A 23034-nucleotide genomic window follows, 5' to 3' on the forward strand; every position below is an offset into this window, starting at 1 on the left:
CGGCGGCGCGCCCCGGTACGCGGCGGTCCGTCACACCGGACGGGGCGCGCCCTCCCAGACGGGCAGCGCGGTGTCCCCGGCGCCCGGCCACGGCCCCGGCGTCTCGGTCACGGCCTCCTGCTCGACGGTGGTGTCGTACAGCCGGAAACCGCGCCGCTCGTAGTTGCGCAGCGCATGGCGCCCGTCCTTGCTGCAGGTGTGCACCCACACCCGGCGCGTCGGCGGTCGCCCCTCGTACCGCTCGCCCAGATCCCACGCCCGTGCGGTGCCGGACGACAGCAGATGGCCGCCGACGCCCTGCCCGCGGAACGCCGGGATCAGGCCGAAGTAGGCGATCTCGGTGACGCCGTCGGCCCGGCCGTCCAGTTCGATGAAGCCCGCCGGGGTGCCGTGCACGTACGCCACCCAGGTCTCCACGCCCGGCTGCGACAGATACTCCGCCCACCGCGCGTACGGCCACCCCAGCCGGTCGGTCCACAGGATGTCGCCGCCGACGGCGGAGTAGAGGAACCGGCTGAACTCCGGCAGCGGGCGCTCGGCCCGGACGATCCGGACGCCCTGTGCGGCGGGCGGCTCGGCGGCGGGCGCCAGATCGCCCGGCGCGGTCTGTTCGAGGTACCAGGTGGTGACGGTGAGGCTGCTCATGGCGGCAGCCAATCACGGCGCCCCGGCCGCCGGATGCCCGCCCCGGGGAGTGACGAGCCGGGCGAAGACGACGACGTTACCGGCGTACCCGGAGCCCGCGTGGTAGCTGCCGCCGCAGGTCAGCAGCCGCAGCTCGGGGCGGCCCGTCGAACCGTAGACCTGCTCGGCGGGGAAGCGGTCCTTGGCGAAGGTCCGCACGGAGTAGACGGCGAAGACCGCACGGCGCCCGTCGCGGCGGCGCACCTCGACCGTGGCGCCCCGCTTCAGCCCGCCCAGCCCGTAGAAGACCGCGGGGCCGGTGTAGCTGTCGACGTGCCCGACGAGGACGGCGGTGCCGCGTTCGCCGGGGGTCGGGGCGTCCCGGTACCAGCCGGTGACGCGGGTGTCGGCGGACGGCGGCGCCTCGATCGCCCCGTGGGCGTCCAGACCGCGGGCGATCACCGGGGCGGACACCTGGAGCGCCGGGATCACCACCCGGTCGGGGACGGAGCGCGGCAACGGCGGCGCCGCCGGGGCGGGGGCGGCGGGCGCGGCGCGGGTGGGGCCGGGCCGGGGCGGGCCGCCCGGCCGGTCCGGCAGCCCCGTACGGATGAGGAAGATCCCGGTCAGCGCGAGCAGCGCCAGCGCGCCCCAGGGCCGCTGCCGCCGGGCCGTCGGCTCCGGGCGCCGCTCCGGCCACGCCGCCCTCAGGCTCATCGCACTCCCTCCGCCGCCCACCGCGCGCCTCCGCTCCCGGCACCGTAGGCGCGCGGTGGGCGGCGGGCGATCGGGGAGGGGCGATCGGGGGAGGGGTGCGCCGGGCGGCGGGTGGGGCCGGTTTCCTTCAGGAAGGCTTCCTGAACGCTGCCCGACGGGCCGCGGCGGGCCGCCGAGTCCGGCAGTCCGCCGCGAAGGAACTCAGGCGTCCCGCGGGTACCAGCGCAGTTCGACGGTGTTGCCGTCCGGGTCCTGTACGTAGACGGAGACGGCGGTGCCCCGGGCGCCGTAGCGTTCGCCGGGGCCGTCCAGGACGGTGAAGACGCCGGAGTCGATGACCTGTTGCCAGTCGAGCGGCTCGACCACCAGGCAGAGGTGGTCGACGTTGGCGCCCCGCGGCCGTCCGTCGGACGCCTCGACGAGGTCGATGATCGTGGTCGGGCTCACCCGCACGGACGGGAAGGGCGCCTGGCCGGTCCGCCACTCCGCCACCCGCACCGGTTCCAGCCCCAGCGGGCCGGTGTAGAAGTCCAGCGAGCGCTCGATGTCGGCGACGTTGAGGACGAGATGGTCGAAGGCGATCACACGCATGGCTGTCTCCGTGGGGTTGGGTTGGGGGAGGCACCCGGCGCCGGAAGGGGCGACGGTCCCGGGCTCACCGGGCCGGTCCGGGCCGCAGGCCGACCATCGTGGTCCGTCGTGGTCCGACGTGGTCGGCGTCCCGTCGGCCGTGGTCACCAGCATCGGCGAGCGGGTATCCATCGGTCCAACACCTGCTGGTCATCGGTATCCATCGTGTTCGATCATGGATCGATGGACCTCCAGCAGATGCGCTACGTCGTCGCGGTGGCGGAGACCGGCGGCTTCACCCGCGCCGCCGAGCGGTGCCATGTCGTCCAGTCGGCGCTCAGCCACCAGGTGGCCCGGCTGGAGAAGGAGCTGGGGGCCCGGCTGTTCGAGCGGACCAGCCGACGGGTGCGGCTGACCGCCGCCGGGGAGGCGTTCCTGCCCCCTGCCCGCCGCGCCCTGGAGGCTGCCGAGCGGGCCCGCTCGGACGTGGCGGCGGCCACCGGCGAGATACGGGGCGCGCTGACCGTGGGTTCCATCCCCGCGGTGGCGTCCGTGGACCTCCCGGCGGTGCTGCGGGAGTACCGCCTGCGCCATCCGCAGGTGCGGATCAGCCTGCGGGCCGGTTCCAGCGAACAGCTCGTCGCGCGGGTGCGCGACGGCCACCTGGACGCGGCGCTCCTCGGCGTACAGCCCGGCTTCCTGCCGCAGGGCGTCCACGACCGGGAACTCGCCCGCACCCGGCATGTCGCCGTGGTCGCCCCGGAACATCCGCTGGCCAGGTGCGGTGAGGTGGACATCCGCCGCCTCACCGGGGAGGTGTTCGTGGACTTCGCCGACGGCAGCGCCGCCCGCGCCCAGTCGGACCGGGCGTTCGCGGCGCTGGGCCTGCGGCGCGAGGTCGCCTTCGAGGTGTCCGGGGTCGAACTCATGGCCCCGATGGTCCGTCACGGGCTGGGCATCGCCCTGCTGCCCGCGACATTCGCCGCCGAACTCCACGGTCTGCGGACCGTACCGGTCATCGACGGTCCCGTACGCGTGGAGCGCCTCGCCTGGCGCCGCTTCCCGCCGTCCCCCGCCGCCTCCGCCTTCCTCGCCCTGCTGGGCGTCGACACCCCACCCGCCCCGGAGACGGACCCGGAGCCCTCCTGACGGACGTGAGGGATGTGGCGTACGGGATGGACGGGAGGGACGGGCATGTCCGAGGTGGCCGGATCCCTGCGGGCCGCCGCTCCCCGGGCAGCCACCCACCCCCGCCTCCCCGCTCCCGCAGCGTTCGGCCGCCGCGGAGCCCCATCCGTCAGGGGCTCCCCGCCTCTCCCCGGGCCGCCCGTACCCCCGGAGCCACCGAGTGCGGCAGCAACTGGCCCGGCTCCGCGGGGAGTCGCAACTCCGGGACGATGCCGTCGGCGAAGCGGTACGGGCGGTGGGCCAGGAGTCCGGCGAGGTGGCGGCGGAGGCGGGAGAGTTCCGCGCGGACGGTGACCGCGCGGCCACCGTCGCCGAAGAGGTCCCGGGCCAGTTCCGCGGCGGTCCGCCCCTCGGGGTGGGTGGCCAGCAGGAACAGCAGCTCGGCGTGGCGGGGGCTCAGCTCGTGCGTCCAACTGCCCGCCGGACCGCTGACGGTGAGCGCGGCGCGGCCGGGCTCGGCGAGGTCGAGCAGCGCCCGGCGCGGCTGCGGCGCCCGCTCCCCGCCGATCCGGATCAGCCAGCCGCCCGGCAACGGCTCCAGCGCGCACAGCCCGTGCCGCGGCAGCCAGAGCGGCCCCGGCTCCGGCATCTTCGGCAGCGCCACCCGGTCCGGCGGCGCCAGCCCCACCGCCCCCGCCACCCAGCCGTCCGGGTCGACGGCGAGCGCCCGCCCGCCGATCCGCGCCAGCACCGGCGCCGCCGTGGACCGCAGCCGCTCCACCGACGCGTGGTGACGCTCCCGCAGCTCCCCCTCGGCCAGCTTCGCCACCGCCGACACCAGCGCCAGTGTCGCCGGATGGAACCCGTGCGCGGGCCCGCTCACATCGAGGGTGCCCAGCAGCCGCCCGTCCCGCGGATCGTGCAGCGGCGCGGCGGCGCACGTCCACTGGTGGTGCGAGCGGACGAAGTGCTCCGCGCTGTGCACCAGGACGGGGCGCCGGGCCACCAGCGCGGTGCCGATGGCGTTGGTGCCGACGACCGGCTCCGTCCAGTCCGCGCCCTTGTCGAAGCCGTGCCGGTCGGCCATCCGCCGGATCGGCGCGCTCCCCTCCAGCCACAGGACGAGCCCGTCGGCGTCGGTGACCACCATGATCTGCTGCGCGGCGTCGGCGGCGGGCAACAGCGCCTCGTGCAGCACCGGCAACACCGCAGACAGCGGCGAGGTCGCCTTGCGGTGCTCCAACTCGGCGACGTTCAGCGGGCGTTCGCGCCGGTCGCGGTCGGGGTCCACACCGCAGCTGCGGACCCGGCGCCAGGACGCGTCGATGACGGCCCGCGGCGCCTCCGTGCCGTCGCCGGAGAGCGTCGCCTCCCGGAGCGCGGCGAGGCGGCGCGCGGTGGCGCGGGGGTCGTGGGCGCCCGCGTCGCCGTCGGTCGTTCTCTCGCTCACTCAACTCTCCGTGGTGCCGGGCCTCCCGTCCGCGCCGTGGTGCCGTCGGACGACGGACGACCTGGGGTCAGGCCGTGACGGAAGAGCCCATTGCACCGACCGGTGCAACGGAGCGCAACCGTTGTGACCTCCGATGTTCCCGGGGAACGTGTTCCCGGCGGCCGGTGGGTACCGTCCCCCGTGGTTCCCACCGGCCGCCGCGCGCCCCGCGCCCGTACGGGGGCGGCGGACACCGGGAACGGTCCGCGGAACGGTGTGGCGCGGCGGGTGCGGGACCGTTGCAAAAACGTCACGCCACTCCGGACGGGGCGGCGTTGCCGTACGGGAACACCGCCGCGCCGGGCGCCGTTGCCGGAGTGCCGCGGCGGCGTGGGACCGCGGAACGGATGGGCCGCGCCGGACACCGGCGCGGTGGGGCCACACCCCGCCGGTGCGGGAGGGAGATCGCCATGAACGTTGCCGGCAACGCCGCGGCCCCGTGCGTCGTGGTGCTGGGCGCCGACGGACCGCTGCGCGTGGCGCGCGCCGACCGGCTGGCCGCGCATTACCGCGTCCCGCGCCGCGCCGCCGCCGACATCCCGGCGGCGCCGCACCCGCCGTCCGCCGGATACGTCGTCGACGCCGCGCCCGGTCTGCTCGCCCGCTTCACCGCGGCGGGCGGCCCGCCCCCGGCGCTGGCCCGCGCCGATCTGGTGGTGTATCTGCGGACGGTGGCCGGGGGCGTCGGCGCCGCCCACCGCGCGATCCACTACTACGAGGCCCGGGGTGTCCTCGTCGGCTTCCGGCCGGACGTCCCGGACGAGGAGTTATACGTCGTCATCGAGGCGGCGCTCCGCGAACGCCGCGGCACACCGCCCGCCTCCCGGCCCTAGGGAGCGCCTTCGCGGGGCCGCGCCCGGAGCCGCCAGGGCTCCGCCGCCGTGCGTCCGCCGCCCGGATACGGTGGGCGGGTGCAGCCGGAGAGCGAACCGACCGAGCGGCCCGAGGGCCGTCTGACCAGGGCCAGGGTCCTGTACCGCAATGTCTCCAAGCGGCGGCTCGGCTGGCTGCTCCTCAAGGATGTCGTCCACAGCTGCATGACGTACCGGGTCACCGGACTCGCCGCCGAGGCGGCCTTCTTCTGCCTGCTGTCGCTGCCCCCGCTGCTCCTGGGCCTCATCGGTCTGCTCGGCTACATGGAGCCGTGGATCGGCCGGGACACCATCGACGGCATCCGTGAGCAGATCCTCCACGCCTCCTCCGCCGTCCTCTCCGACCAGGGTGTCAACGAGATCGCCCGGCCGCTGCTCGAAGACGTCTTCACCGGCCGCCGCCCGGACGTCATCTCCCTCGGCTTCGCCCTCGCCCTGTGGTCCGGCTCGCGCGCGGTGAACGTCTTCGTCGACACCATCACGATCATGTACGGGCTGGACGGCCGCCGCGGCATGGTCCGGACCCGGCTGCTGGCGTTCGTGCTCTACCTCGTCGCGCTGCTCGTCGGCGTCGTCGCGCTGCCGCTGATGGTGGTCGGCCCGGACACGCTGGTGCACTGGCTCCCGGCGAGCGCGAACGTCATCCGGGCGCTGTACTGGCCGGTCGTGCTGCTGCTGTCGGTGGCCTTCCTCACCACGCTCTACCACGTGTCGGTGCCGGTCCGTTCGCCCTGGCCGGAGGACATCCCGGGCGCGGTGGTGGCCCTCGCGATGTGGGTGCTGGGCAGCTTCCTGCTGCGGATCTACCTCACCGCGACGGTCGAGGGCCCGACGATCTACGGGTCGCTGGCGGCGCCGGTCGCGGTGCTGCTGTGGATCGGCGTCTCGGCGTTCGCGGTCCTCGTCGGCGCCGCGATGAACGCCGCCATCGACCGCGTCTGGCCCTCGGTGGCCACCGCCGCGGCCCGCGCCGAGAAGGAACGCCGCGCGGCGGAGGCGGCCGCGGCCCGTGAGAACGGCCCCGAGGGCGACGTCGGGGCGGACGACGACGATGATGACGACGAGGACGATGACGACGACGGGGTGGACGACGAGGACGAGCCGCTGCCGCCCGCCGAGTACCCGGAGCGGTGGGCGCGGTTCCTGCCGCCCGAGGAGATCCGCGGCCGGTTGCCGCGCCGCCTCCGGCGCCCGCGCCGCCGCTGACTGTCAGCGGTCCTCGCCGGGCGCCTCCCGGTAGCGGACCAGCAGCATCGCCGCGTCGTCGTGGAGCGGCCCCTCGGCGTGCGCGACGACGTCCTCCCGGACCGCCCGCAGCGCCTCCTCCGGATCGTCGTCCTTCAGCAGCCTCGCGCGGGTGTCGAGCGGGTAGAACCGGCCGCCGCCGTCCCGCGCCTCGGTGACGCCGTCGGTGTAGAAGAGCAGTTGGTCCCCGGCGACGAACGGCACCGTGTGCGGCTTGGGGCCGTCCCCGTCGCCGTACGCCGCCAGACCCAGCGGCAGTGCGCGTTCGGGCGGTGCGGCGAAGTCCACCCCGCCCCCGGCGCGCACCACCAGCGGCGCCGGGTGGCCGAAGTTCAGCAGCGTCGCGGACGGGCCGTCGCCGATCTCCGCGAGCACCGCCGTCACGAACCGTTCGCCGCCCAGATGGCGGCCGAGCGCCCGCTCCACCCGTGCGCCGACCGCGGTCAGATCTGTCTCGTCGTGCGCCGCCTCCCGGAACGCGCCCAGCACCACCGCGGCGCTCTCCACCGCCTCAAGGCCCTTGCCCTGGACGTCGCCGACGATGATCCGGACGCCGCCGGGCGAGGTCACCACCTCGTACAGATCGCCGCCGATCCGCGCCTCGGCCACCGCCGAGGTGTACGAGACGGCGATCCGCAGCGGTCCGGCGCCGCGCGGGACCGGCCGCAGCAGGACCCGCTGGGCGACCTCGGCGATGGAGCGGACGTTCGCCAGCTCCGCCTCGCGCCGCTGCCGCATCACCGCGGCCACCACACCGGCGACCGTCACCCCGGCCACCGACAGCAGCGCGGGCAGCCCCCGGCGCCCCTCGAAGAGCCCGTCGTACATGCCCAGCCCCAGGCAGAGCAGGAAGGCGGCGGAGCCGACCACGGCGGTACGGCGCCAGCCGCCGACCAGACCGGCGAAGGCCGGTCCCAGTGAGACGAGGGGAAGGAACCCGACCCCGGGCCCGGCGGTCACGTCGACCGCGGTGACCACGGCCATCACGCCGTAGGGGAGCACGGCGAGCACGCGGGCGCTCAGGGGTTGCTTCGGGTGGTCCACGGCCAACGGGTGCTCCGGCGGTTCGAGGGTTGGGACGGGCGGCGTCGGGCCCGCCCGGCCCACCCCACCGGAGCTGAGCATAAGCACTGGTCGGCGGGCGAATTACCTCGAATGCCCGCCGTTACCGAATCGCAGCGGCCCTGCGCGTGCTCCTTCGCAGGTCAGGGCAGGAACATCCGGGCCGACTCCACCCGGCCGGGACGCAGGATGCGGAGGGGGCCGAGATTGCAGGCGGGGCACTCGGTCCGGGACAGCGGGGAGGGGACGTGGACCCCTCCGGAGTAGTACACGGCGCGGCGCCGACCGGAGAGGTCGGTGGTGTGCCGGATCTCGTAGCGCTCTTCCCATCCGTGCCCGCAGTGCAGACAGACGAACGAGTACGCCTCGTGAACGGTCTCGGCCTCGCGGTCCATGTCCACCCACATCCTTCCGCGGCCCCACGGTCCGAACGATGGGACCTCATCGGTGGCATACCAGGCATCCCGTGCCTTATCCGTCCATTATGGCGCAGCGGGTGGGGTCGGGGTAAATGCCGAAGGGGCGCGGGCGGGGGCTCCGGGCGGGGTCACGGAGTGCGGGAACGTGGAGCCGGAGAGTGGGGGCGGCGTCCCGGGGGCTGCCGCCGACCGTCGTGGCGGCGGCAGCCCTCCGTCCGGGAGCGGTCAGGCTTCGCGGGGGGAGAAGCCGCCGGTGGCGCTGCCGCTGTCCGTGCAGTCCGTGCCGTGGTAGGTGTCGGCGAAGCTGCCGGTGAGGCCGGTGTAGGCGTCGTAGCTGTGGTCCATGGGCAGGTCCTCGCCGACCCGGAACCGCAGTTGCAGATGGACCGACTCTCGGGGCTTCAGCGCCTTCGGGGCGGGGACGGTGCCCCCGGCGTCGCCGTCGGCCCGGCGCAGCGGCTGCCAGGCGTTCCGCGCGGTGTCCCAGTACTGCAGATCGCCGTACGGGCTCAGATCCTTCTCGCCGGGGTTGTAGACGAAGCTGCCCAGCTCGGCGGTGAGGGTGAACGAGGTCAGCTCCTTCTTCGAGGAGTTGGTGAGCGTGGCGGTGTAGGTCGTCCAGTCGGTGCCGAGGGTGATCGACTCGGGTATGCCGAAGACCCGGCCGTCGAGGAAGCTGTAGCTCTCCTTCCCGACGTCGGAGCACTTCGGGAGGGCGGCGGGGGCTGCGGAGGCGGGGGCGGCGGCCAGCAGTACGGGGATCAGGGTGGCCGTCGCGGCCGAGGCGGACAGGGCGCGGCGCAGTCTCATGGAGATCTCTTTCCTGGTGCTTCGGATCCGTGGCGCCCGGTGTTGTCGGGTGCCGGGGCTGCGGACCCTCGGGTGGTCGGGCGGTGGGGGAGAGGGCCGGGCTCAGGCGGTGGTCGCGGGCCGGGTCGGCTTCGCGCCCACGGGCAGGATGGTGAAGTCCGACCAGCTCTCCTTGGCCGAACCGCAGGAGCCGTCGGCGTTGCGGTAGTCACCGGCGGCGAGCGCGTATCCGGCACCGGGCTCGGCGGTCCTGACCGCGTGGGTGCGCAGCTCCAGCGTGCGGGTGCGGTGCGCGGCGAGGGCGGAGTAGCCGAACAGGTCGCCGGGCGACGCGTCGTGGAAGGTCTTCCACTTCCCGGTCGTGGGGTCGTGGTACTCGGTCTCCAGCTCCCAGTACGGCCGGTCGACGTCCTCGGCGGAGGACACGGTCAGGAAGGGCAGGACCTCATCCAGGGGCGTGTCGGTGGTGTTGGTGAGCGTCATGGAGAACGGGGTCCAGCCCCCGCCCGCGGCCAGTTCGCGCGGCAGTCCCTCGACGGTGACCGTCAGCCGGTCGGACTCGAAGGCGCAGGACCGGCCCGCGCCGTCGGAGCGGTCGGCGTTCCCGGTGCGGTGTGTGCGGGCGGCGGTGTCGGACGCCTGGGGTGCCGCGGAGGCTGCGGGTGCGGCCAGTGCGGTGGCGGGCGCCAGGACGGCGGCCGCCGCGGCGGCCGTCAGGGTGCGGCGAATCTTCATCCGGCAGACCTTTCGTGTCCCAAGTGCCGCGGCGGCGGCACGGGTTGACATATGTCATGTTCAGGTCGTGCACGACTCGTGGTGCGCGTGCGGGTGTATGGGAGACATACGCACTTGTGAGCACCTGCGCCCTGTATATGACCACTCGCGCCGGGGAGTGGTTCCCGGCGCCCTGTCACAGCTGGGACACGGGCGGCCCGTGCGGCGCCCCGCGCCCGATGCGCTCCGGCTCAGGCGTATCTGAGACGCCGTCATGCGCCGATCGGAAGGTTCCCGGGCCCGGCTCTGCGGATCATGTGACTGCTCGCCGTCCGAGCGGCGCTGCACGGTCCGGCGCCCGGGACGCGGTTAACTCGGCGGGTGTCCAGACTGCTGAGCGTCGCCCTGACCGTGGTGGCCGCCCTGGTGTGCGGGGCGCTCGCCGTGCTGTCCTCGCCCTGGTGGTGGGTGCCGACCGGAGCGCTGCTGCCGCCGGTGCTGCTCGGGGTCGGAGACCTCGTACAGCGCAGGCACTCGGTGCTCCGCAACTATCCGCTGCTGGGGCATCTGCGCTATCTGCTGGAGTACATCCGCCCGGAGATGCAGCAGTACTTCATCGAGCGGAACTACGACGGCCGCCCCTTCGACCGCGACGTCCGCAGCATCGTCTACCAGCGCGCCAAGGGCACCGAGGCGGAGGAGGCGTTCGGCACCGAACGCGATGTCTATGTCGCCGGATACGAGTTCCTCGTCCCGTCGATGGCCCCCAAGCCCGTACCGCGGGAGATCCCGGTGGTCCGGATCGGCGGACCGGACTGCACCCGCCCCTACGACATGGCGCTGCTCAACGTCTCCGCGATGAGCTTCGGCTCGCTCTCCGCCAACGCGGTCCTTGCGCTCAACCGGGGCGCCGCACAGGGCGGGTTCGCCCACGACACCGGCGAGGGCGGGCTGTCCGAACACCATCTGCGCCACGGCGGTGACCTGATCTGGGAGATCGGCACCGGCTATTTCGGCTGCCGCACCCCGGAAGGCGGCTTCGACGCGCGGCAGTTCGCCGAGAAGGCGGCGTACGACCAGGTCGCCTGCGTCTCGCTGAAGCTGTCGCAGGGCGCCAAACCGGGCATCGGCGGGGTGCTGCCCGGCGGCAAGGTGAACGCCGAGATCGCCCGGGTGCGTGGCGTCCCCGAAGGCCGCACCGTCGTCTCGCCCCCCTACCACCAGGTCTTCCACACCCCCCGGGAACTCGTCCGCTTCCTCGCCCGGATGCGGGAGCTGGCGGGCGGCAAACCCACCGGGTTCAAGCTCTGCGTCGGCTCCCGCCGGGAATTCCTCGCGGTCTGCAAGGCCATGCGGGAGGAGAACGTCACCCCCGACTTCCTCGTCGTGGACGGCGCCGAGGGCGGCACCGGCGCCGCGCCGCTGGAGTTCGCCGACAACCTGGGCACCCCGCTCACCGAAGGGCTGATCACCGTCCACAACGCGCTGGTCGGCACCGGGCTGCGCGACCGGATCAGGATCGGTGCGAGCGGCAAGGTCGCCACCGGCGCCGACCTCGTCAAACGGCTGCTGCAGGGCGCCGACTACACCAACGCGGCCCGCGCCATGATGTTCGCCCTCGGGTGCATCCAGGCGCAGCGCTGCCACACCAACACCTGCCCGGTCGGGGTCACCACCCAGGACCCGCTGCGCACCCGGGCGCTCGATGTGGCCGACAAGTCCGCGCGGGTCCGCCGCTACCAGGAGGCCACGGTGCGCAGCGCCCTGCAGATCATGGCCGCCATGGGCGTGCGGAGCCCCGCCGAGCTCGCCCCGCACCAGTTGCGCCGCCGGTTGGACCCGCGCACCGTCCTGTCGTACGGGGAGCTGTACACCTGGCTGGAACCGGGCCAGCTGCTGACCGCGCCGCCGTCCGCCTGGCGCCGCGACTGGGAGACGGCGGACCCGGACCGCTTCGGGGGCTGACCGGGCACGGGGCCGGGCCGCGCCCCGCCGGTCCGCCCGGCCCCCGTACGGACGGGCGCCCCGCTCACCGCTGTGCCCCCACCGCCTCGTACACCGCCGCGACCAGCCCCGTGTGGCGCGGGTCGTCCCCGGTGGTGCCGCCGCCGTAGCGGTTCATCACATAGGCGTAGGCGAGACCGTTCTCCGGGTCGGTGAAGGCGTAGGAACCTCCGGCGCCGCCGTGGCCGAAGGCGCGGGGGTTCGGACCGGCGCGCCCCAGGGTGTTGAGGTGGTAGCCCAGCCCCCAGCGGACCTCGGTGCCGGGCGGCGCCAGCGGGCCCATCGCGAGATCCGGTTCGCCCGGGCGGCCCTGGGGGCGCCGCATCGCGGCCAGCGTGCCCGGGGAGACGAGGGTGCCGCCGCCCAGCGCGGCGTAGACCGTGGCCAGACCGTGGGCGGAGGCGTGGACATTGCCCGCCGGGATCTCCGCGGCGCGGTAGGCGGGGCTGTTGACGTCGCCGGTGGGGACGGAGAGCAGGCTCAGGGCCGCGGCGGCCAGCGGATGGGCGGCGAGCGAGGGCAGCGGCGGGCACGGGAAGCCGGGGTGGCGTGCGGCGAGGAGCCGGGCGTCGAGTTGGCCGACCATGTCGGCGCAGTGCGGGTGCTCGGCCGGTGGGGTGCCGAGGAGGACCCGGGCGCCGAGCGGCCCGGCGATCTCCGTACGGAGGAACGCCCCGGCGGTGCGGCCGGTGATCCGGCGGACCACCTCGGCGACCAGATAGCCGAACGTCACCGCGTGGTAGCCCTGGGCGGTGCCCGGCTCCCACCACGGCTCCGTCGCGGCGAGCGCCGCGCACACCCGGTCGTGGTCGTACGCGGCGGGCAGCGGCAGCGGGGCGCGCGGGGCGATCAGTCCGGCGCGGTGGCTCAGCAGCCAGCGCACCGGCAGCGCCGCCTTGCCGCCCCGCGCGAACTCCGGCCAGTACTGGGCCACCGGCGCGTCGAGGTCCAACTCACCGCGGTCGACCAGGAGATGGGCGCAGAGCGCGGTCATCCCCTTCGAGGTGGAGTAGACGTTGACCAGGGTGTCCCGCTCCCAGCGCCGGGTGCGGGCGGCGTCCGCGTGGCCGCCCCACAGATCGACGACCGGGACGCCGTCCCGCAGCACGGTGACGGCCGCGCCGAGGTCGCCGTGGGCGGTGAAGTTCCGCGCGAAGGCGGTGCGGACGCCCGCGAAGCCCGGGGCGCAGAAGCCGCCGAGCGGTGGCCGGACCATGATTCCTCCCGGGCGGGGTGCGGGCGAGCGGGCGAGCCGTCGCCCGCCGTGGCGCGCCCGGCGGGCCGCCCGTACCAGGTGTCCCCGGGGTGCCGCGGAATGAACCCGTCCGCCGGTGGTCCGGGCGGCTCCGGTCGCATGTGCCCGGCGCGCGGGCGAGCCTGGAGATGTCGCCCCGCCCGTCGAGAGGAAGGCCCACCGTGAACAGCGCGCAGCAGGCGAACCAGCCCGGGCAGCCGGGCCCGGTGCAGGGCAGCGAGCGTCCGCCGCGGCCCGCGGCGGCGTACCACCCGGAGGCCGAGGTCGTCGTCGAGGTCACCGACTGCCCGACGGAGGACGCGCACGCGGTCTTCAGCGCGCTGCGCACCTCCTTCACATGCGACCGGGCGCCGGACGATGTGCCGCGCGCCGTCGCCGGGCCGCACCCCACCGTCTGGACCTCGACGTTCGACGTCACCGACCTGCTGGCGGAGCCCGGCCCCCGGCAGCTGACCGCACCCGTCTCCATCAGCCTCCAGGGCGGCTACTGGGCCGTCGCCCGGCTGCGGGACAGCCTCCGCCCCGCCTTCGCCGTACGGGTCACCGGCACCGTCGCCGGTGACCAGGAACAGGAGGTCCAGCTCCGGCTGGAGAACCGCTGACCGTCACCTGGACGGCACCGGACCGGCCGGGCGAGGCCGCGCACCGCACGGCCGCGCCGACGCGCGGGCGGCCACCGCGCCTGATAGGCAGAGAACACCCGCCACCGGCGGACGCGGCCCGCACCGGGCCCGGCCGTCCGGCCCGGTGCGGGCGACCGCGGCGGCCCGCCCTCCCGGCCGCGCGGCCCCGCCGAACCGTCCCGCAGCCGCACCCCACCGCCGCGTGCGCCCGCGTACCGCGGCGGTGGCCCAGCCCGAAAGGCGAGCGCGTGGAGTCCACCGCACCCCCTCCCGACGCCGCGGGACCACCGCCCGGAGCCACCCGCTCCACGGTCACCCTGCACGTCAACGGCGTACCGCACCGGCTGACCCTCGACCACCGCACCACCGCCCTGGACGCGCTCCGCAACCACCTCGGGCTGACCGGCACGAAGAAGGGCTGCGACCACGGGCAGTGCGGCGCCTGCACCGTCCTCGTCGACGGCCGGCGCGCCAACAGCTGTCTGCTGCTCGCCGTCACACTGGACGGCAGCGCCCTGACCACCGTCGAAGGGCTCGCCGACGCCGAGGGACTCCATCCGCTCCAGACCGCCTTCGTCGAGCGGGACGCGTTCCAGTGCGGCTACTGCACCCCCGGCCAGCTCTGCTCGGCGGCCGGGGTGCTCCAGGAGGCGGCCGACGGACACCCCTGCCACGTCACCCCGGACACCGCGCAGCCGGGCGCCCCGGTGGAGCTGACCGCCGAAGAGATCCGGGAGCGGATGAGCGGCAACCTCTGCCGGTGCGGCGCCTACCCGCGCATCGTCGAGGCGATCGGCGACGCCACCGCGCACCCCGCCGCCCCGCCGGTCCCGCACGCCGTCCACGGTCTGGGCGCCGTCTCCGTGCACGAGCGCCGGGAGGCGGCGTCGTGAAACCCTTCGCCTATCTGCGCCCGGCCACCGTCGAGGAGGCGGTACGCGCCCGGGCCACGCACCCCGGGTCCGCGTTCCTCGGCGGCGGCACCAACCTCGTCGACCTGATGAAGCTCGGCGTGAGCGGCCCCGAACTGCTCATCGATGTCGGACGGCTGCCGCTGGACCGGATCGAGGAGCTGCCCGACGGCGGACTGCGCATCGGCGCGACCGTCCGCAACAGCGACCTCGCCGCCGCCCCCGCCGTCCGGGAGCGCTACCCGGTGCTCTCCCAGGCGCTGCTGGCCGGTGCCTCCGGGCAGCTCCGCAACGCCGCGACCACCGGCGGCAATCTCCTCCAGCGCACCCGCTGCCTCTACTTCCAGGACGTCTCCGTGCCGTGCAACAAGCGGCGGCCGGGTAGCGGCTGCCCCGCCGTCGAGGGCGTCCACCGCGACCTCGCCGTCCTCGGGCACTCCGCGCACTGCGTCGCCACCCAGCCCTCCGACATGGCCGTCGCCCTCGCCGCACTGGACGCCGCCGTCGAGGTGACCGGCCCGGACGGCGACCGCACCGTCCCGGTCACCGCCTTCCACCGGCTGCCGGGCGAGCACCCGGAGCGGGACACCGTCCTGGAGCCCGGCGAGCTGATCACCGCGGTGCGGCTGCCCCCGCCGCGGCCACTGGCCCACGGGCACTACCGCAAGGCCCGCGACCGCGCCTCGTACGCCTTCGCGCTGGTCTCCGTCGCCGCGCTGCTGGAGGTCCGCGACGGTGTGGTGCACCATGCGGCGCTCGCCTACGGCGGGCTGGCGCCCCGGCCCTGGCGCGCCGCCGCCGCGGAGGAGGCGCTGCGCGGCGCCCCGGCGACCGCCGACGCCTTCGGCCGCGCCGCCGACGCCGAACTCTCCGCCGCCCGCCCGCTGCGCGACAACGGCTTCAAGGTGGAGCTGGCCCGGCGGCTGACCGTCTCCGTCCTGGCCCGGCTCGCCGCCCGCCACCGCTGACCCGCCGGGGCGCCCCGCCGCGCGGCGCCCCGTACCGACGCCCTGTGAGGACGCGCCCATGAGCCACGATCCGCAGCCCGTTCCCCCCAAGGCGCCCGGCCATCCGCTCGGGGCCGCCTCCGCCCGCCGCGAGGGCCGCGCCAAGGTCACCGGCGCCGCCCGCTACGCCGCCGAACACGCCCCGCCGCACCGCGTCCACGCCTGGCCGGTGCCCGCGACCGTCGCCCGCGGCCGGATCACCGCCGTCGACACCGCCGACGCCCTCGCGCTGCCCGGGGTGCACGCCGTCCTCACCCACGAGAACGCGCCCCGCCTGGAGCAGGCGGAGGACCCGGCCGTCGCCGTCCTCCAGGGGCCCGCCGTCCCGCACCGCGGCTGGTACGTCGCGCTCGCCGTCGCCGACAGCCTCGAAACCGCCCGCGCCGCCGCCGAGGCCGTCCGCGTCACCTACGACGCCGAGGAGTACGACGTCACCCTCACCGCGGACCACCCGGACCGCTATCTGCCCAAGGAGGTCAACGGCGGCCACCCGGGGACGCGTGAGCGCGGCGACTTCGACGCGGCGTACGCCGGTGCGCTGGTCACCGTCGACGCCACGTACACCCTCACCGCGCTGCACAACCACCCCATGGAGCCGCACGCCTCCACCGCATGGTGGGACGGCGGCCATCTCACCGTCCACGACTCCAGCCAGGGCTCCACCAAGGCGCGCGACGACCTCGCCGCGCTGTTCGGGCGGGACCGGCGGGACGTCACGGTCGTCGCCGAGCACATCGGCGGCGGCTTCGGCTCCAAGGGCACCCTCCGCCCGCAGGCGGTCCTCGCCGCGATGGCCGCGCAGGTCACCGGCCGTCCCGTCACCCTCGCCCTGCCGCGCCGGGAGATGCCCGCCGTGGTGGGCCACCGGGCGCCGACCCTCCAGCGGGTACGGCTGGGCGCCGGGGCGGACGGGGTGCTCACCGCGCTGGCGCACGAGGTGGTCACCCACACCTCGACGGTCAAGGAGTTCGTCGAGCAGGCGGCGGTCCCCGCCCGGGTGATGTACACCTCGCCGCACAGCCGCACCGTGCACCGCGTGGTGGCGCTGGACGTGCCGAGCCCGTCGTGGATGCGCGCCCCGGGTGAGGCGCCCGGCATGTACGCCCTGGAGTCGGCGATGGACGAACTCGCCGTCCTCCTCGATCTGGACCCCGTCGAACTGCGGCTGCGCAACGAACCGGCGACCGAACCGGACTCCGGCCGCCCGTTCAGCAGCCGCGGGCTGGCGCGGGCGCTGCGGGAGGGCGCGGACCGCTTCGGCTGGCGCCCCCGCGATCCGCGCCCCGGCGTCCGGCGCGAGGGCGATCTGCTGCTGGGCACCGGCGTCGCCGCGGCCACCTACCCGGTGCTGATCTTCCCCTCGTCCGCCGAGGCGTTCGCCGCACCGGACGGCGGCTTCCGCATCCGGATCAACGCCACCGACCTCGGCACCGGCGCCCGTACCGTCCTCGGGCAGATCGCCGCCGAGGTGCTCGGCGCCCCGGAGGAGCGGGTCCGCGTGGAGATCGGCCGCAGCGATCTGCCCGACGCCTTCCTGGCGGGCGGCTCCTCCGGCACCGGCTCCTGGGGCTGGGCCGTCCACAAGGCGTGCAGCGCCCTGAAGGCGGAGCTGAGCAGGCGTCAGGAACCCTTGCCCCAGGAGGGGGTGACCGTCTCCGCGGACACCCGGGAGGAGATCGCCGCCGGAACGCCCTACGCCCGGCACGCGTTCGGCGCGCACTTCGCCGAGGTGCAGGTCGACACCGTCACCGGGGAGATCCGGGTGCGCCGGATGCTCGGCATGTTCGCGGCGGGCCGGATCCTCAACCCCCGTACCGCGCGCTCGCAGTTCATCGGCGGGATGACGATGGGCATCGGCATGGCGCTCACCGAACACAGCACCATGGACCCCGTCGTCGGCGGCTTCGCCGAACGCGACCTCGCCTCCTACCACCTGCCGGTCTGCGCCGACGTCCACACGATCGAGGCGCACTGGCTCGACGAGGACGATCCGCACCTCAACCCGATGGGCAGCAAGGGCATCGGCGAGATCGGCATCGTCGGCGCCGCCGCGGCGGTCGGCAACGCCGTCCACCACGCCCTCGGCGTCCGCCTGCGCACCCTGCCGCTGACCCCGGACGCCGTCCTGCCGCATCTGCCCTGACCACACGGCGCGGGCGGCCCGTCCCGCGGTTGCGGGGGCCGGACCCCCGGGCGACGATGACCTTCACCCGTCAGTGACGAGCACTCACCCTCCGTGTCCCCGTCCGGGGTGAGCCGTGTGAAGGAGCCCGCCCATGACTGTCACCGCCCACCGTCGCTACGCGGCCGAGCTACGGGTCACCGCGGAACGGGTGCCGCAGATCCGGCGCATCGTCGCCGCGCATCTGCGCCACTGGCGACTGGCGGCGGAGATACCGGCCGTCTGCCGCGGGCTGGTCGAGCTGCTGGCCCATGTCCGGCGGACCGTCGGGCCGGACGCGGAGTGCGCCGTCGAGGTCCGCTGGAGCGGCCGCCAGCTGACCGTGTCGGTCGCCGACCGCGGCCCGCGGATGGCCCGGCTGGACAGCGCACAGGGCGGCGCGCTGGCCGCCGTCGCCGCCAGCGGCGACAGCTGGGGCACCTGCCCCACCGACGACGGCAAGGTCGTGTGGTTCACCCGCCGCGTCGCCGCCGCCCGCGAGACCCCGCGGACCGCGCCGGTGCCGCCGCACTCCGTACCCGAGGCCGAGCCCGGACCGGACGCGGCGCCCGCCGCCCCGGGCGCGCCGACGCCGGTCTGAGGCGGGTGCCCCGTGCCCGGCGGGCCACCGCGCACGGGGCGGTCGGTGGGTCAGCGCCGCCCGCGCGCCTGCGGCGTCCCGGTGAGCGCGCGGTGCACCAGCCGGGCCCCGGCGCGGGCGGTACGGGCGTCGATGTCGAGGTCCGGGTTGAGCTCCGCGATGTCGACCACCGCCAGCTTCCCGCTCGCCGCCACCGCCGTGACGACCCGCTCCACGACCTCCATCGGCACCCCGTACGCCGCGGGCGCGCTGACGCCCGGCGCCGCCGCCGCGGGCAGCACATCGAGGTCGATGCTGAGGTGGACCAGGTCGCAGGCGTCGAGGAACGCCCCGGTGAACGCCTCCACCCGGTCCAGCGAGAGCAGCCCGCAGTCGGTGTCCTCCAGGTAGCTCACGCCCAGCTGGTCCGCGGTGCGGAACAGCCGCTCGGTGTTGCTGAGGCGGCTGATGCCCAGCACCCGGTAGTCCAGCCGCCGCCCCCGGCGCTCCTCGTCCCGCGCCATCTGGAGGAACGGCGTACCGGAGCTGGGGCGCGGCGCGTCGCGCAGATCGAAGTGGGCGTCGAGGTTGAGCACCCCCAGCCGCGCCCCGGCCCGCATCGCCCGGCTCCCGGCCACCCCGAGGTAGGTGCCGTACGCCACCTCGTGGCCGCCGCCGAGGACCGCCACCGGGCCGCCCGCGTCGAGCAGCGCGGTGACCGCCTCGCCCAGCCGCCGCTGCCCGTCCTCCAGCGCGCCGTCGCCGACCACGACGTCCCCGGCGTCCACGGCGCGCAGCGGCGCGGGCAGCGCCACCGAGGCGAGGGCGGAGCGCAGCGCCCCGGGGCCGCCGGCCGCACCCGGCCGCCCCTGGTTGCGGCGGACGCCCTCGTCGCTGCGGAAGCCGACGAACGCGGCGTCCCGGGGCGCGTCCGGGCCGGTGAGCGGCGCGGTCACATGGTGCCAGCGCAGTACGTCGTCGCCGTCCCCGTCGCTCCGCCCGCTCCACGCCTGCGCCGCCACGTCCACGGTCATCGTCCGCCCTCTCCGCCTCGCTCACCGGGACTGCCTGGCCCGGTGGGCCCATGACAGCCCGGCCGCGCCGGGCGGACCAGTGCGGGCGCCGGTTCTCCTCGGATCCGAGACGGTGTTCGGGAACGCCCTAGAATCTTGGGGGGCGCGGCGAGGCCGCGCCGCCGGACGGATGCGGGCAGAGCGGGACGAGTGACGACGACGAGGGCGGGAAACGGCGTGGCGGCGGAGGCGACGGAGCTTGCGCGACGGTACGCGGCGACCGCGTCCGGGGCGACGCCCGCGTACCAGCGGGTCAAGGACCTGGTGACCGAGCAGATCCTGAGCGGCCGCTGGCGCGAGGGCGATGCGCTGCCGTCGGAGAGCGGGTTCGTGGAGGCGCTGGGCCTGTCCCGGATGACGGTCAACCGCGCGCTGCGCGAGCTGGCCGCCCAGGGGCTGATCCGCCGCGTCATGGGCGTGGGCAGCTTCGTCGCGCTGCACAAGGGCAGCTCGGCGCTGGTCGAGGTGCACAACATCGCCGACGAGGTGAGCGCGCGCGGCCACCGCCACCGCACCGAGGTGCGCTTCGTCCGCGAGGAGGCCGCGGGCCAGGAGACCGGCGCCCGCTTCGGGATCGGCGAGGGCACCCCGGTGTTCCACTCCCAGGTGGTCCACTTCGAGGACGACGTCCCCATCCAGCTGGAGGACCGCTACGTCAACCCGGCCTTCGCCCCCGGCTATCTGGATCAGGACTTCACCCGGCGCACCCCGTTCACCTTCCTGTCCGAGGTGGCGCCGCTGGGCAAGGGCGAGCATGTGGTGGAGGCGGTGCTGCCGTCGGCGGACGAGTGCCGGATCCTGCGGGTGGCGGCGTCCGAGCCGTGTCTGCTCATCCAGCGCCGTACGTGGTCGGGCGAGGCGCTGGTGAGCGTCGCCCGGCTGCTCCATCCCGGCTCGCGCTACCGCCTGATGGGCACCTTCGACCACCGCTGACCGGACGGGCCCCTTCCGGTTCGGTGCGGGGGTGACGGTACGGTCAGGAAGCCTGCCGGTGCGGCGCGCGGCCGGAGACGGCGGCGGTCAGCCGGGCGGCCGCGCTCAGCAGGGCGTCGCGGATCCGCTCCGCGTCGTGCGGCTGATGGTGGCGGCACCAGGTGGTGGAGAGCGCCGCGACCGGGTGTCCGAGGTGGTCGAAGGCGGCCACGCCGATCGAGCGCAGGCCGGGGGCGACCAGTTCGGTCTCCTCCGACCAGCCACGCGCCCGCTCCCGGTCCAGCTCCGCGCGCAGCTCGGTCAGTGACCGCGGGCCCCTGCCGGTCCGGGTGACGAGCGCGCCGGGACGCGGGAAGGCGGCGCGCAGCTGGGCCTCGGCGCAGTGCGCGAGGAGCGCCCGGCCGGTGGCGGTCAGATGGGCCGGCAGGCGTACGCCGACGCCGGTCACCAGCGTCCGGTCGGTGTCGTGGCGCCGGGCGGGCGGCTGCTCCTTGAGCAGGTAGACCGTCTCGGCGCCGTGCAGCACGCCCAGGTGCACGGGGTGTCCGAGCCGCCGGGCGAGGGCGCCCGCGACGGGGCGGGCGAGCCGTTCGAGGGGTTCGTGGCGGCGGTGGGCCGCCCCGAGCTCCAGGGCGGCGGCACCCAGGCCGTACGCCCGCTCCTGCGGGAGATGGACGACGAAACCGCGATCGATCAGGATCGCCAGGATGTGGTAGGCGGAGGATGACGGAATTCCCAGCTCGCGGGCGAGCGTGGCGGCACGCACCGGCCCGGGACGCGTGGCGAGGTGGCCGAGGATGTCCAACGCCCGACCGACGGCGGGCGATGTGCTCGACCCGCGCTCCTGTTCTTGCACCGGACCACCTCTTGACGTGCCTGTCTATACAGGAATATACAGGCGCTCTTGCGGTCTTGCGAGGGGCGCCGGTGGCCGATTGGTCCGGACCGCGCGCCGTATGTCAGGGACGGACGTGCCATTCCCCGAGGAGGGGCATCCTTTGACCACCGAAACAGCGACACTGCGCAGGGGCCTGCGGTCGCGCCACATTCGTTTCATCGCGCTCGGTTCCGCCATCGGAACCGGCCTTTTCTACGGATCGTCCGAGGCGATCCAGGCGGGCGGCCCGGCCGTTCTGCTCGCTTATCTCATCGGCGGTGCCGCGGTTTTCCTGGTGCTGCGCTCGCTCGGCGAGATGGCCGTGCACAATCCTTGCGCGGGCTCCTTCGGCGAGTACGCGACCCGGCATCTGGGGTCGCTCGCCGGATTCACCACCGGCTGGACGTACGCCTTCGAAATGGTCATCGTCTGTATCGCCGACATCACCGCCCTCGGCGTCTACATGGGTTTCTGGTTTCCCGATGTACCGCGCTGGATCTGGTTGCTGGCGGCGATTCTCGTCATCGGTGTGCTCAATCTCTTCCATGTCAAGGTCTTCGGGGAGATGGAGTTCTGGCTGTCGCTGGTGAAGGTCGTCGCCATCGTCGCGATGATCATCGCGGGCGCTGTGGTGCTGGTCATCGGCTTCAAGGGGGGCGGAGGCGCACATACCGGCATTTCCAACCTCTGGTCCCACGGCGGATTCTTCGCCCAGGGCGCTAACGGCTTCATCCTCTCCTTCGCCGTGGTGATGTTCGCCTTCGGCGGCACCGAGATCATCGGCGTCACCGCGGGTGAGGCGGAGGACCCGAAGAAGACCATTCCGGGCGCGGTCAACTCCATTCCCGTCCGTATCGTCCTCTTCTACGTGCTGACCCTCGCGGTCATCATGTCGCTGAATTCCTGGGAGAGCGTCGGCTCCGACGGCAGCCCGTTCGTCCAGATCTTCGTCGGCCTCGGCATCAAATCCGCCGCGACCGTACTGAACGTCGTCGTGGTGGTCGCCGCGCTCTCCGCCATCAACAGCGACATATTCGCGGCCGGCCGCATCATGTACGGAATGGCCGAGCGCGGCCAGGCGCCGAAGGTGATGCGGAAGCTTTCCCGTAGCGGGGTGCCGGTCATGACCGTCACCATCATGATCGGCGCGCTGCTCCTGGGCGTTCTGCTGAATTACCTGATTCCCGACCGGATCTTCCTCATCATTTCCTCGATCGCGACCTTCGCGACCGTCTGGGTCTGGCTGATGATCCTGCTGACGCAGATGAAGGCGCGCCGCTCGATGAGCCCCGAGGAGGAGGCGGCGCTCGACTACCCGGCGCCGTTCTGGCCCTACGGGCAGATCATCGCGGTCGTCTTCATGGCGGCGGTGACGGTGCTGCTGGCCTTCTCCGCGAGCACCCGCGTCGCCCTGATCGTCGGCGCCGTCTGGCTCGCCCTGCTCGCCGTCGTCCACCGCCTCTGGCTCCGCCCGCGCGAGGCCGCCCGCGCGGCGACCCCGGACGCCGCCGGGCCCGCCGGTGCCGCAGCCGCCGGGCCCGCGCCCGAGGAGGTCCCGGAGGCGCAGCCCCGCACCTCCGCCGCGCCCACCGCCGCCGAGTAGCCGCACTCGGCGCCCACCCGGGCTCCCCAGGGCCCCGCTCCACGCGCCAGGCGTGGAGCGGGGCCTTTTGTTGTGGCGGTTGCCGGGCCCAGGAGGGCCGGGCCGCGGGGCCGCGCCGGGAAGCCCGGGCGCCTGCCCGCTCCGGTACGTGCCCCGACCAGGCCGGACGCCCGAGCCGCGCCCCAGGCAGCGAGCGGTACGCAGCCCGACGCCCCGCGTCCCGCACCCCACTCCGTACAAGGGCGTACCGCCCCGGCCCCGCCCCGTACGAGACGCCCCGACCACAGACGCACCGCACGCACCGCACGCGCCGCACACCCGCTCGCGCCGAAGCCCACACGGGCCCGCCCCCTCCAA

General features: G+C 74.8%; 22 protein-coding genes. 11 read left to right on the top strand and 11 right to left on the bottom strand.

Annotated elements, in window-relative coordinates; translation table 11 throughout:
• Positions 1-30: 30 nt before the first annotated feature.
• The 3 genes from IF23_RS0104640 to IF23_RS0104650 form a co-directional block, all read right to left on the bottom strand.
• On the bottom strand, positions 31-645 hold the full coding sequence (locus IF23_RS0104640) for a GNAT family N-acetyltransferase (protein WP_051739214.1): 615 nt from the start codon (positions 643-645) through the stop codon (positions 31-33).
• A gap of 12 nt (positions 646-657) precedes the next feature.
• Positions 658-1341: a class F sortase gene (locus IF23_RS0104645; protein ID WP_051739217.1), complete on the bottom strand. Its 684-nt coding sequence runs from the start codon at positions 1339-1341 to the stop codon at positions 658-660.
• Positions 1342-1542: 201 nt separating this feature from the next.
• Positions 1543-1932 carry a VOC family protein gene (locus tag IF23_RS0104650; protein ID WP_030280058.1) on the bottom strand — a complete coding sequence of 130 codons (390 nt, stop codon included), beginning with the start codon at positions 1930-1932 and terminating at the stop codon, positions 1543-1545.
• A gap of 222 nt (positions 1933-2154) precedes the next feature.
• On the opposite strand from IF23_RS0104650, the gene IF23_RS0104655 reads away from it, so the two are divergent.
• Positions 2155-3060, top strand: coding sequence for a LysR family transcriptional regulator (locus IF23_RS0104655; RefSeq protein ID WP_051739219.1), 906 nt, complete (start codon positions 2155-2157; stop codon positions 3058-3060).
• Positions 3061-3208: 148 nt separating this feature from the next.
• On the opposite strand, the gene IF23_RS0104660 is transcribed toward IF23_RS0104655, so the two are convergent.
• A complete protein-coding gene (locus tag IF23_RS0104660) occupies positions 3209-4489 on the bottom strand; it encodes a helix-turn-helix domain-containing protein (protein ID WP_030280062.1) in 1281 nt (426 codons plus the stop codon).
• A 449-nt stretch (positions 4490-4938) separates the two neighbouring features.
• Here IF23_RS0104660 and IF23_RS0104665 point away from each other — a divergent pair, with 449 nt between their 5' ends.
• Both IF23_RS0104665 and IF23_RS0104670 read left to right on the top strand, forming a co-directional pair.
• Positions 4939-5361: a hypothetical protein gene (locus IF23_RS0104665; RefSeq protein WP_030280064.1), complete on the top strand. Its 423-nt coding sequence runs from the start codon at positions 4939-4941 to the stop codon at positions 5359-5361.
• Positions 5362-5439: 78 nt separating this feature from the next.
• Entirely contained in the window at positions 5440-6606 is a 1167-nt protein-coding gene (locus tag IF23_RS0104670) for a YihY/virulence factor BrkB family protein (RefSeq protein ID WP_078653783.1), read from the top strand.
• Positions 6607-6609: 3 nt separating this feature from the next.
• Here the strand turns inward: IF23_RS0104670 and IF23_RS0104675 are convergent, their stop codons facing one another.
• From IF23_RS0104675 to IF23_RS0104690, 4 genes are all read right to left on the bottom strand, one after another.
• A complete protein-coding gene (locus IF23_RS0104675) occupies positions 6610-7629 on the bottom strand; it encodes a PP2C family protein-serine/threonine phosphatase (protein WP_051739278.1) in 1020 nt (339 codons plus the stop codon).
• Positions 7630-7850: 221 nt separating this feature from the next.
• Positions 7851-8102 carry a hypothetical protein gene (locus tag IF23_RS0104680; RefSeq protein ID WP_245654886.1) on the bottom strand — a complete coding sequence of 84 codons (252 nt, stop codon included), beginning with the start codon at positions 8100-8102 and terminating at the stop codon, positions 7851-7853.
• A 249-nt stretch (positions 8103-8351) separates the two neighbouring features.
• On the bottom strand, positions 8352-8936 hold the full coding sequence (locus tag IF23_RS0104685; protein ID WP_030280073.1) for a hypothetical protein: 585 nt from the start codon (positions 8934-8936) through the stop codon (positions 8352-8354).
• Between the two features lie 102 nt (positions 8937-9038).
• Positions 9039-9671 (bottom strand): hypothetical protein, encoded by a 633-nt coding sequence (locus tag IF23_RS0104690; RefSeq protein ID WP_078653784.1) that lies wholly within the window; start codon positions 9669-9671, stop codon positions 9039-9041.
• A gap of 369 nt (positions 9672-10040) precedes the next feature.
• Here IF23_RS0104690 and IF23_RS0104695 point away from each other — a divergent pair, with 369 nt between their 5' ends.
• A complete protein-coding gene (locus IF23_RS0104695; RefSeq protein ID WP_425423803.1) occupies positions 10041-11615 on the top strand; it encodes an FMN-binding glutamate synthase family protein in 1575 nt (524 codons plus the stop codon).
• A gap of 64 nt (positions 11616-11679) precedes the next feature.
• Here the strand turns inward: IF23_RS0104695 and IF23_RS0104700 are convergent, their stop codons facing one another.
• Positions 11680-12870, bottom strand: a complete 1191-nt coding sequence (locus IF23_RS0104700) for a serine hydrolase domain-containing protein (RefSeq protein WP_030280079.1) — start codon at positions 12868-12870, stop codon at positions 11680-11682.
• A gap of 200 nt (positions 12871-13070) precedes the next feature.
• Here IF23_RS0104700 and IF23_RS0104705 point away from each other — a divergent pair, with 200 nt between their 5' ends.
• The 5 genes from IF23_RS0104705 to IF23_RS30935 all read left to right on the top strand — a co-directional run bounded on the left by IF23_RS0104705 (position 13071) and on the right by IF23_RS30935 (position 18212).
• On the top strand, positions 13071-13511 hold the full coding sequence (locus IF23_RS0104705) for a hypothetical protein (protein ID WP_425423799.1): 441 nt from the start codon (positions 13071-13073) through the stop codon (positions 13509-13511).
• Between the two features lie 269 nt (positions 13512-13780).
• Positions 13781-14425: a 2Fe-2S iron-sulfur cluster-binding protein gene (locus IF23_RS0104710; RefSeq protein ID WP_078653785.1), complete on the top strand. Its 645-nt coding sequence runs from the start codon at positions 13781-13783 to the stop codon at positions 14423-14425.
• A complete protein-coding gene (locus IF23_RS0104715) occupies positions 14422-15411 on the top strand; it encodes an FAD binding domain-containing protein (protein ID WP_030280085.1) in 990 nt (329 codons plus the stop codon). The genes IF23_RS0104710 and IF23_RS0104715 overlap by 4 nt, the downstream gene beginning before the upstream one ends.
• A 58-nt stretch (positions 15412-15469) precedes the next feature.
• On the top strand, positions 15470-17593 hold the full coding sequence (locus tag IF23_RS0104720; RefSeq protein ID WP_030280088.1) for a xanthine dehydrogenase family protein molybdopterin-binding subunit: 2124 nt from the start codon (positions 15470-15472) through the stop codon (positions 17591-17593).
• A gap of 133 nt (positions 17594-17726) precedes the next feature.
• Entirely contained in the window at positions 17727-18212 is a 486-nt protein-coding gene (locus IF23_RS30935; protein ID WP_030280090.1) for an ATP-binding protein, read from the top strand.
• A gap of 50 nt (positions 18213-18262) precedes the next feature.
• Here the strand turns inward: IF23_RS30935 and hutG are convergent, their stop codons facing one another.
• Complete coding sequence (gene hutG, locus IF23_RS0104730) at positions 18263-19225, bottom strand: formimidoylglutamase (protein WP_030280092.1); 963 nt, start codon at positions 19223-19225, stop codon at positions 18263-18265.
• 189 nt (positions 19226-19414) lie between these two features.
• Here hutG and hutC point away from each other — a divergent pair, with 189 nt between their 5' ends.
• Positions 19415-20197 (top strand): histidine utilization transcriptional repressor HutC, encoded by a 783-nt coding sequence (hutC, locus tag IF23_RS0104735; protein ID WP_078653786.1) that lies wholly within the window; start codon positions 19415-19417, stop codon positions 20195-20197.
• A 43-nt stretch (positions 20198-20240) separates the two neighbouring features.
• Here hutC and IF23_RS0104740 read toward each other — a convergent pair whose 3' ends face one another.
• On the bottom strand, positions 20241-21053 hold the full coding sequence (locus IF23_RS0104740) for an IclR family transcriptional regulator (RefSeq protein ID WP_030280101.1): 813 nt from the start codon (positions 21051-21053) through the stop codon (positions 20241-20243).
• A 142-nt stretch (positions 21054-21195) separates the two neighbouring features.
• On the opposite strand from IF23_RS0104740, the gene IF23_RS0104745 reads away from it, so the two are divergent.
• Positions 21196-22677, top strand: coding sequence for an amino acid permease (locus IF23_RS0104745; RefSeq protein ID WP_211266114.1), 1482 nt, complete (start codon positions 21196-21198; stop codon positions 22675-22677).
• Positions 22678-23034: the final 357 nt, after the last annotated feature.

Source organism: Streptomyces catenulae (assembly GCF_000718015.1).
Lineage (GTDB): Bacteria > Actinomycetota > Actinomycetes > Streptomycetales > Streptomycetaceae > Streptomyces > Streptomyces catenulae.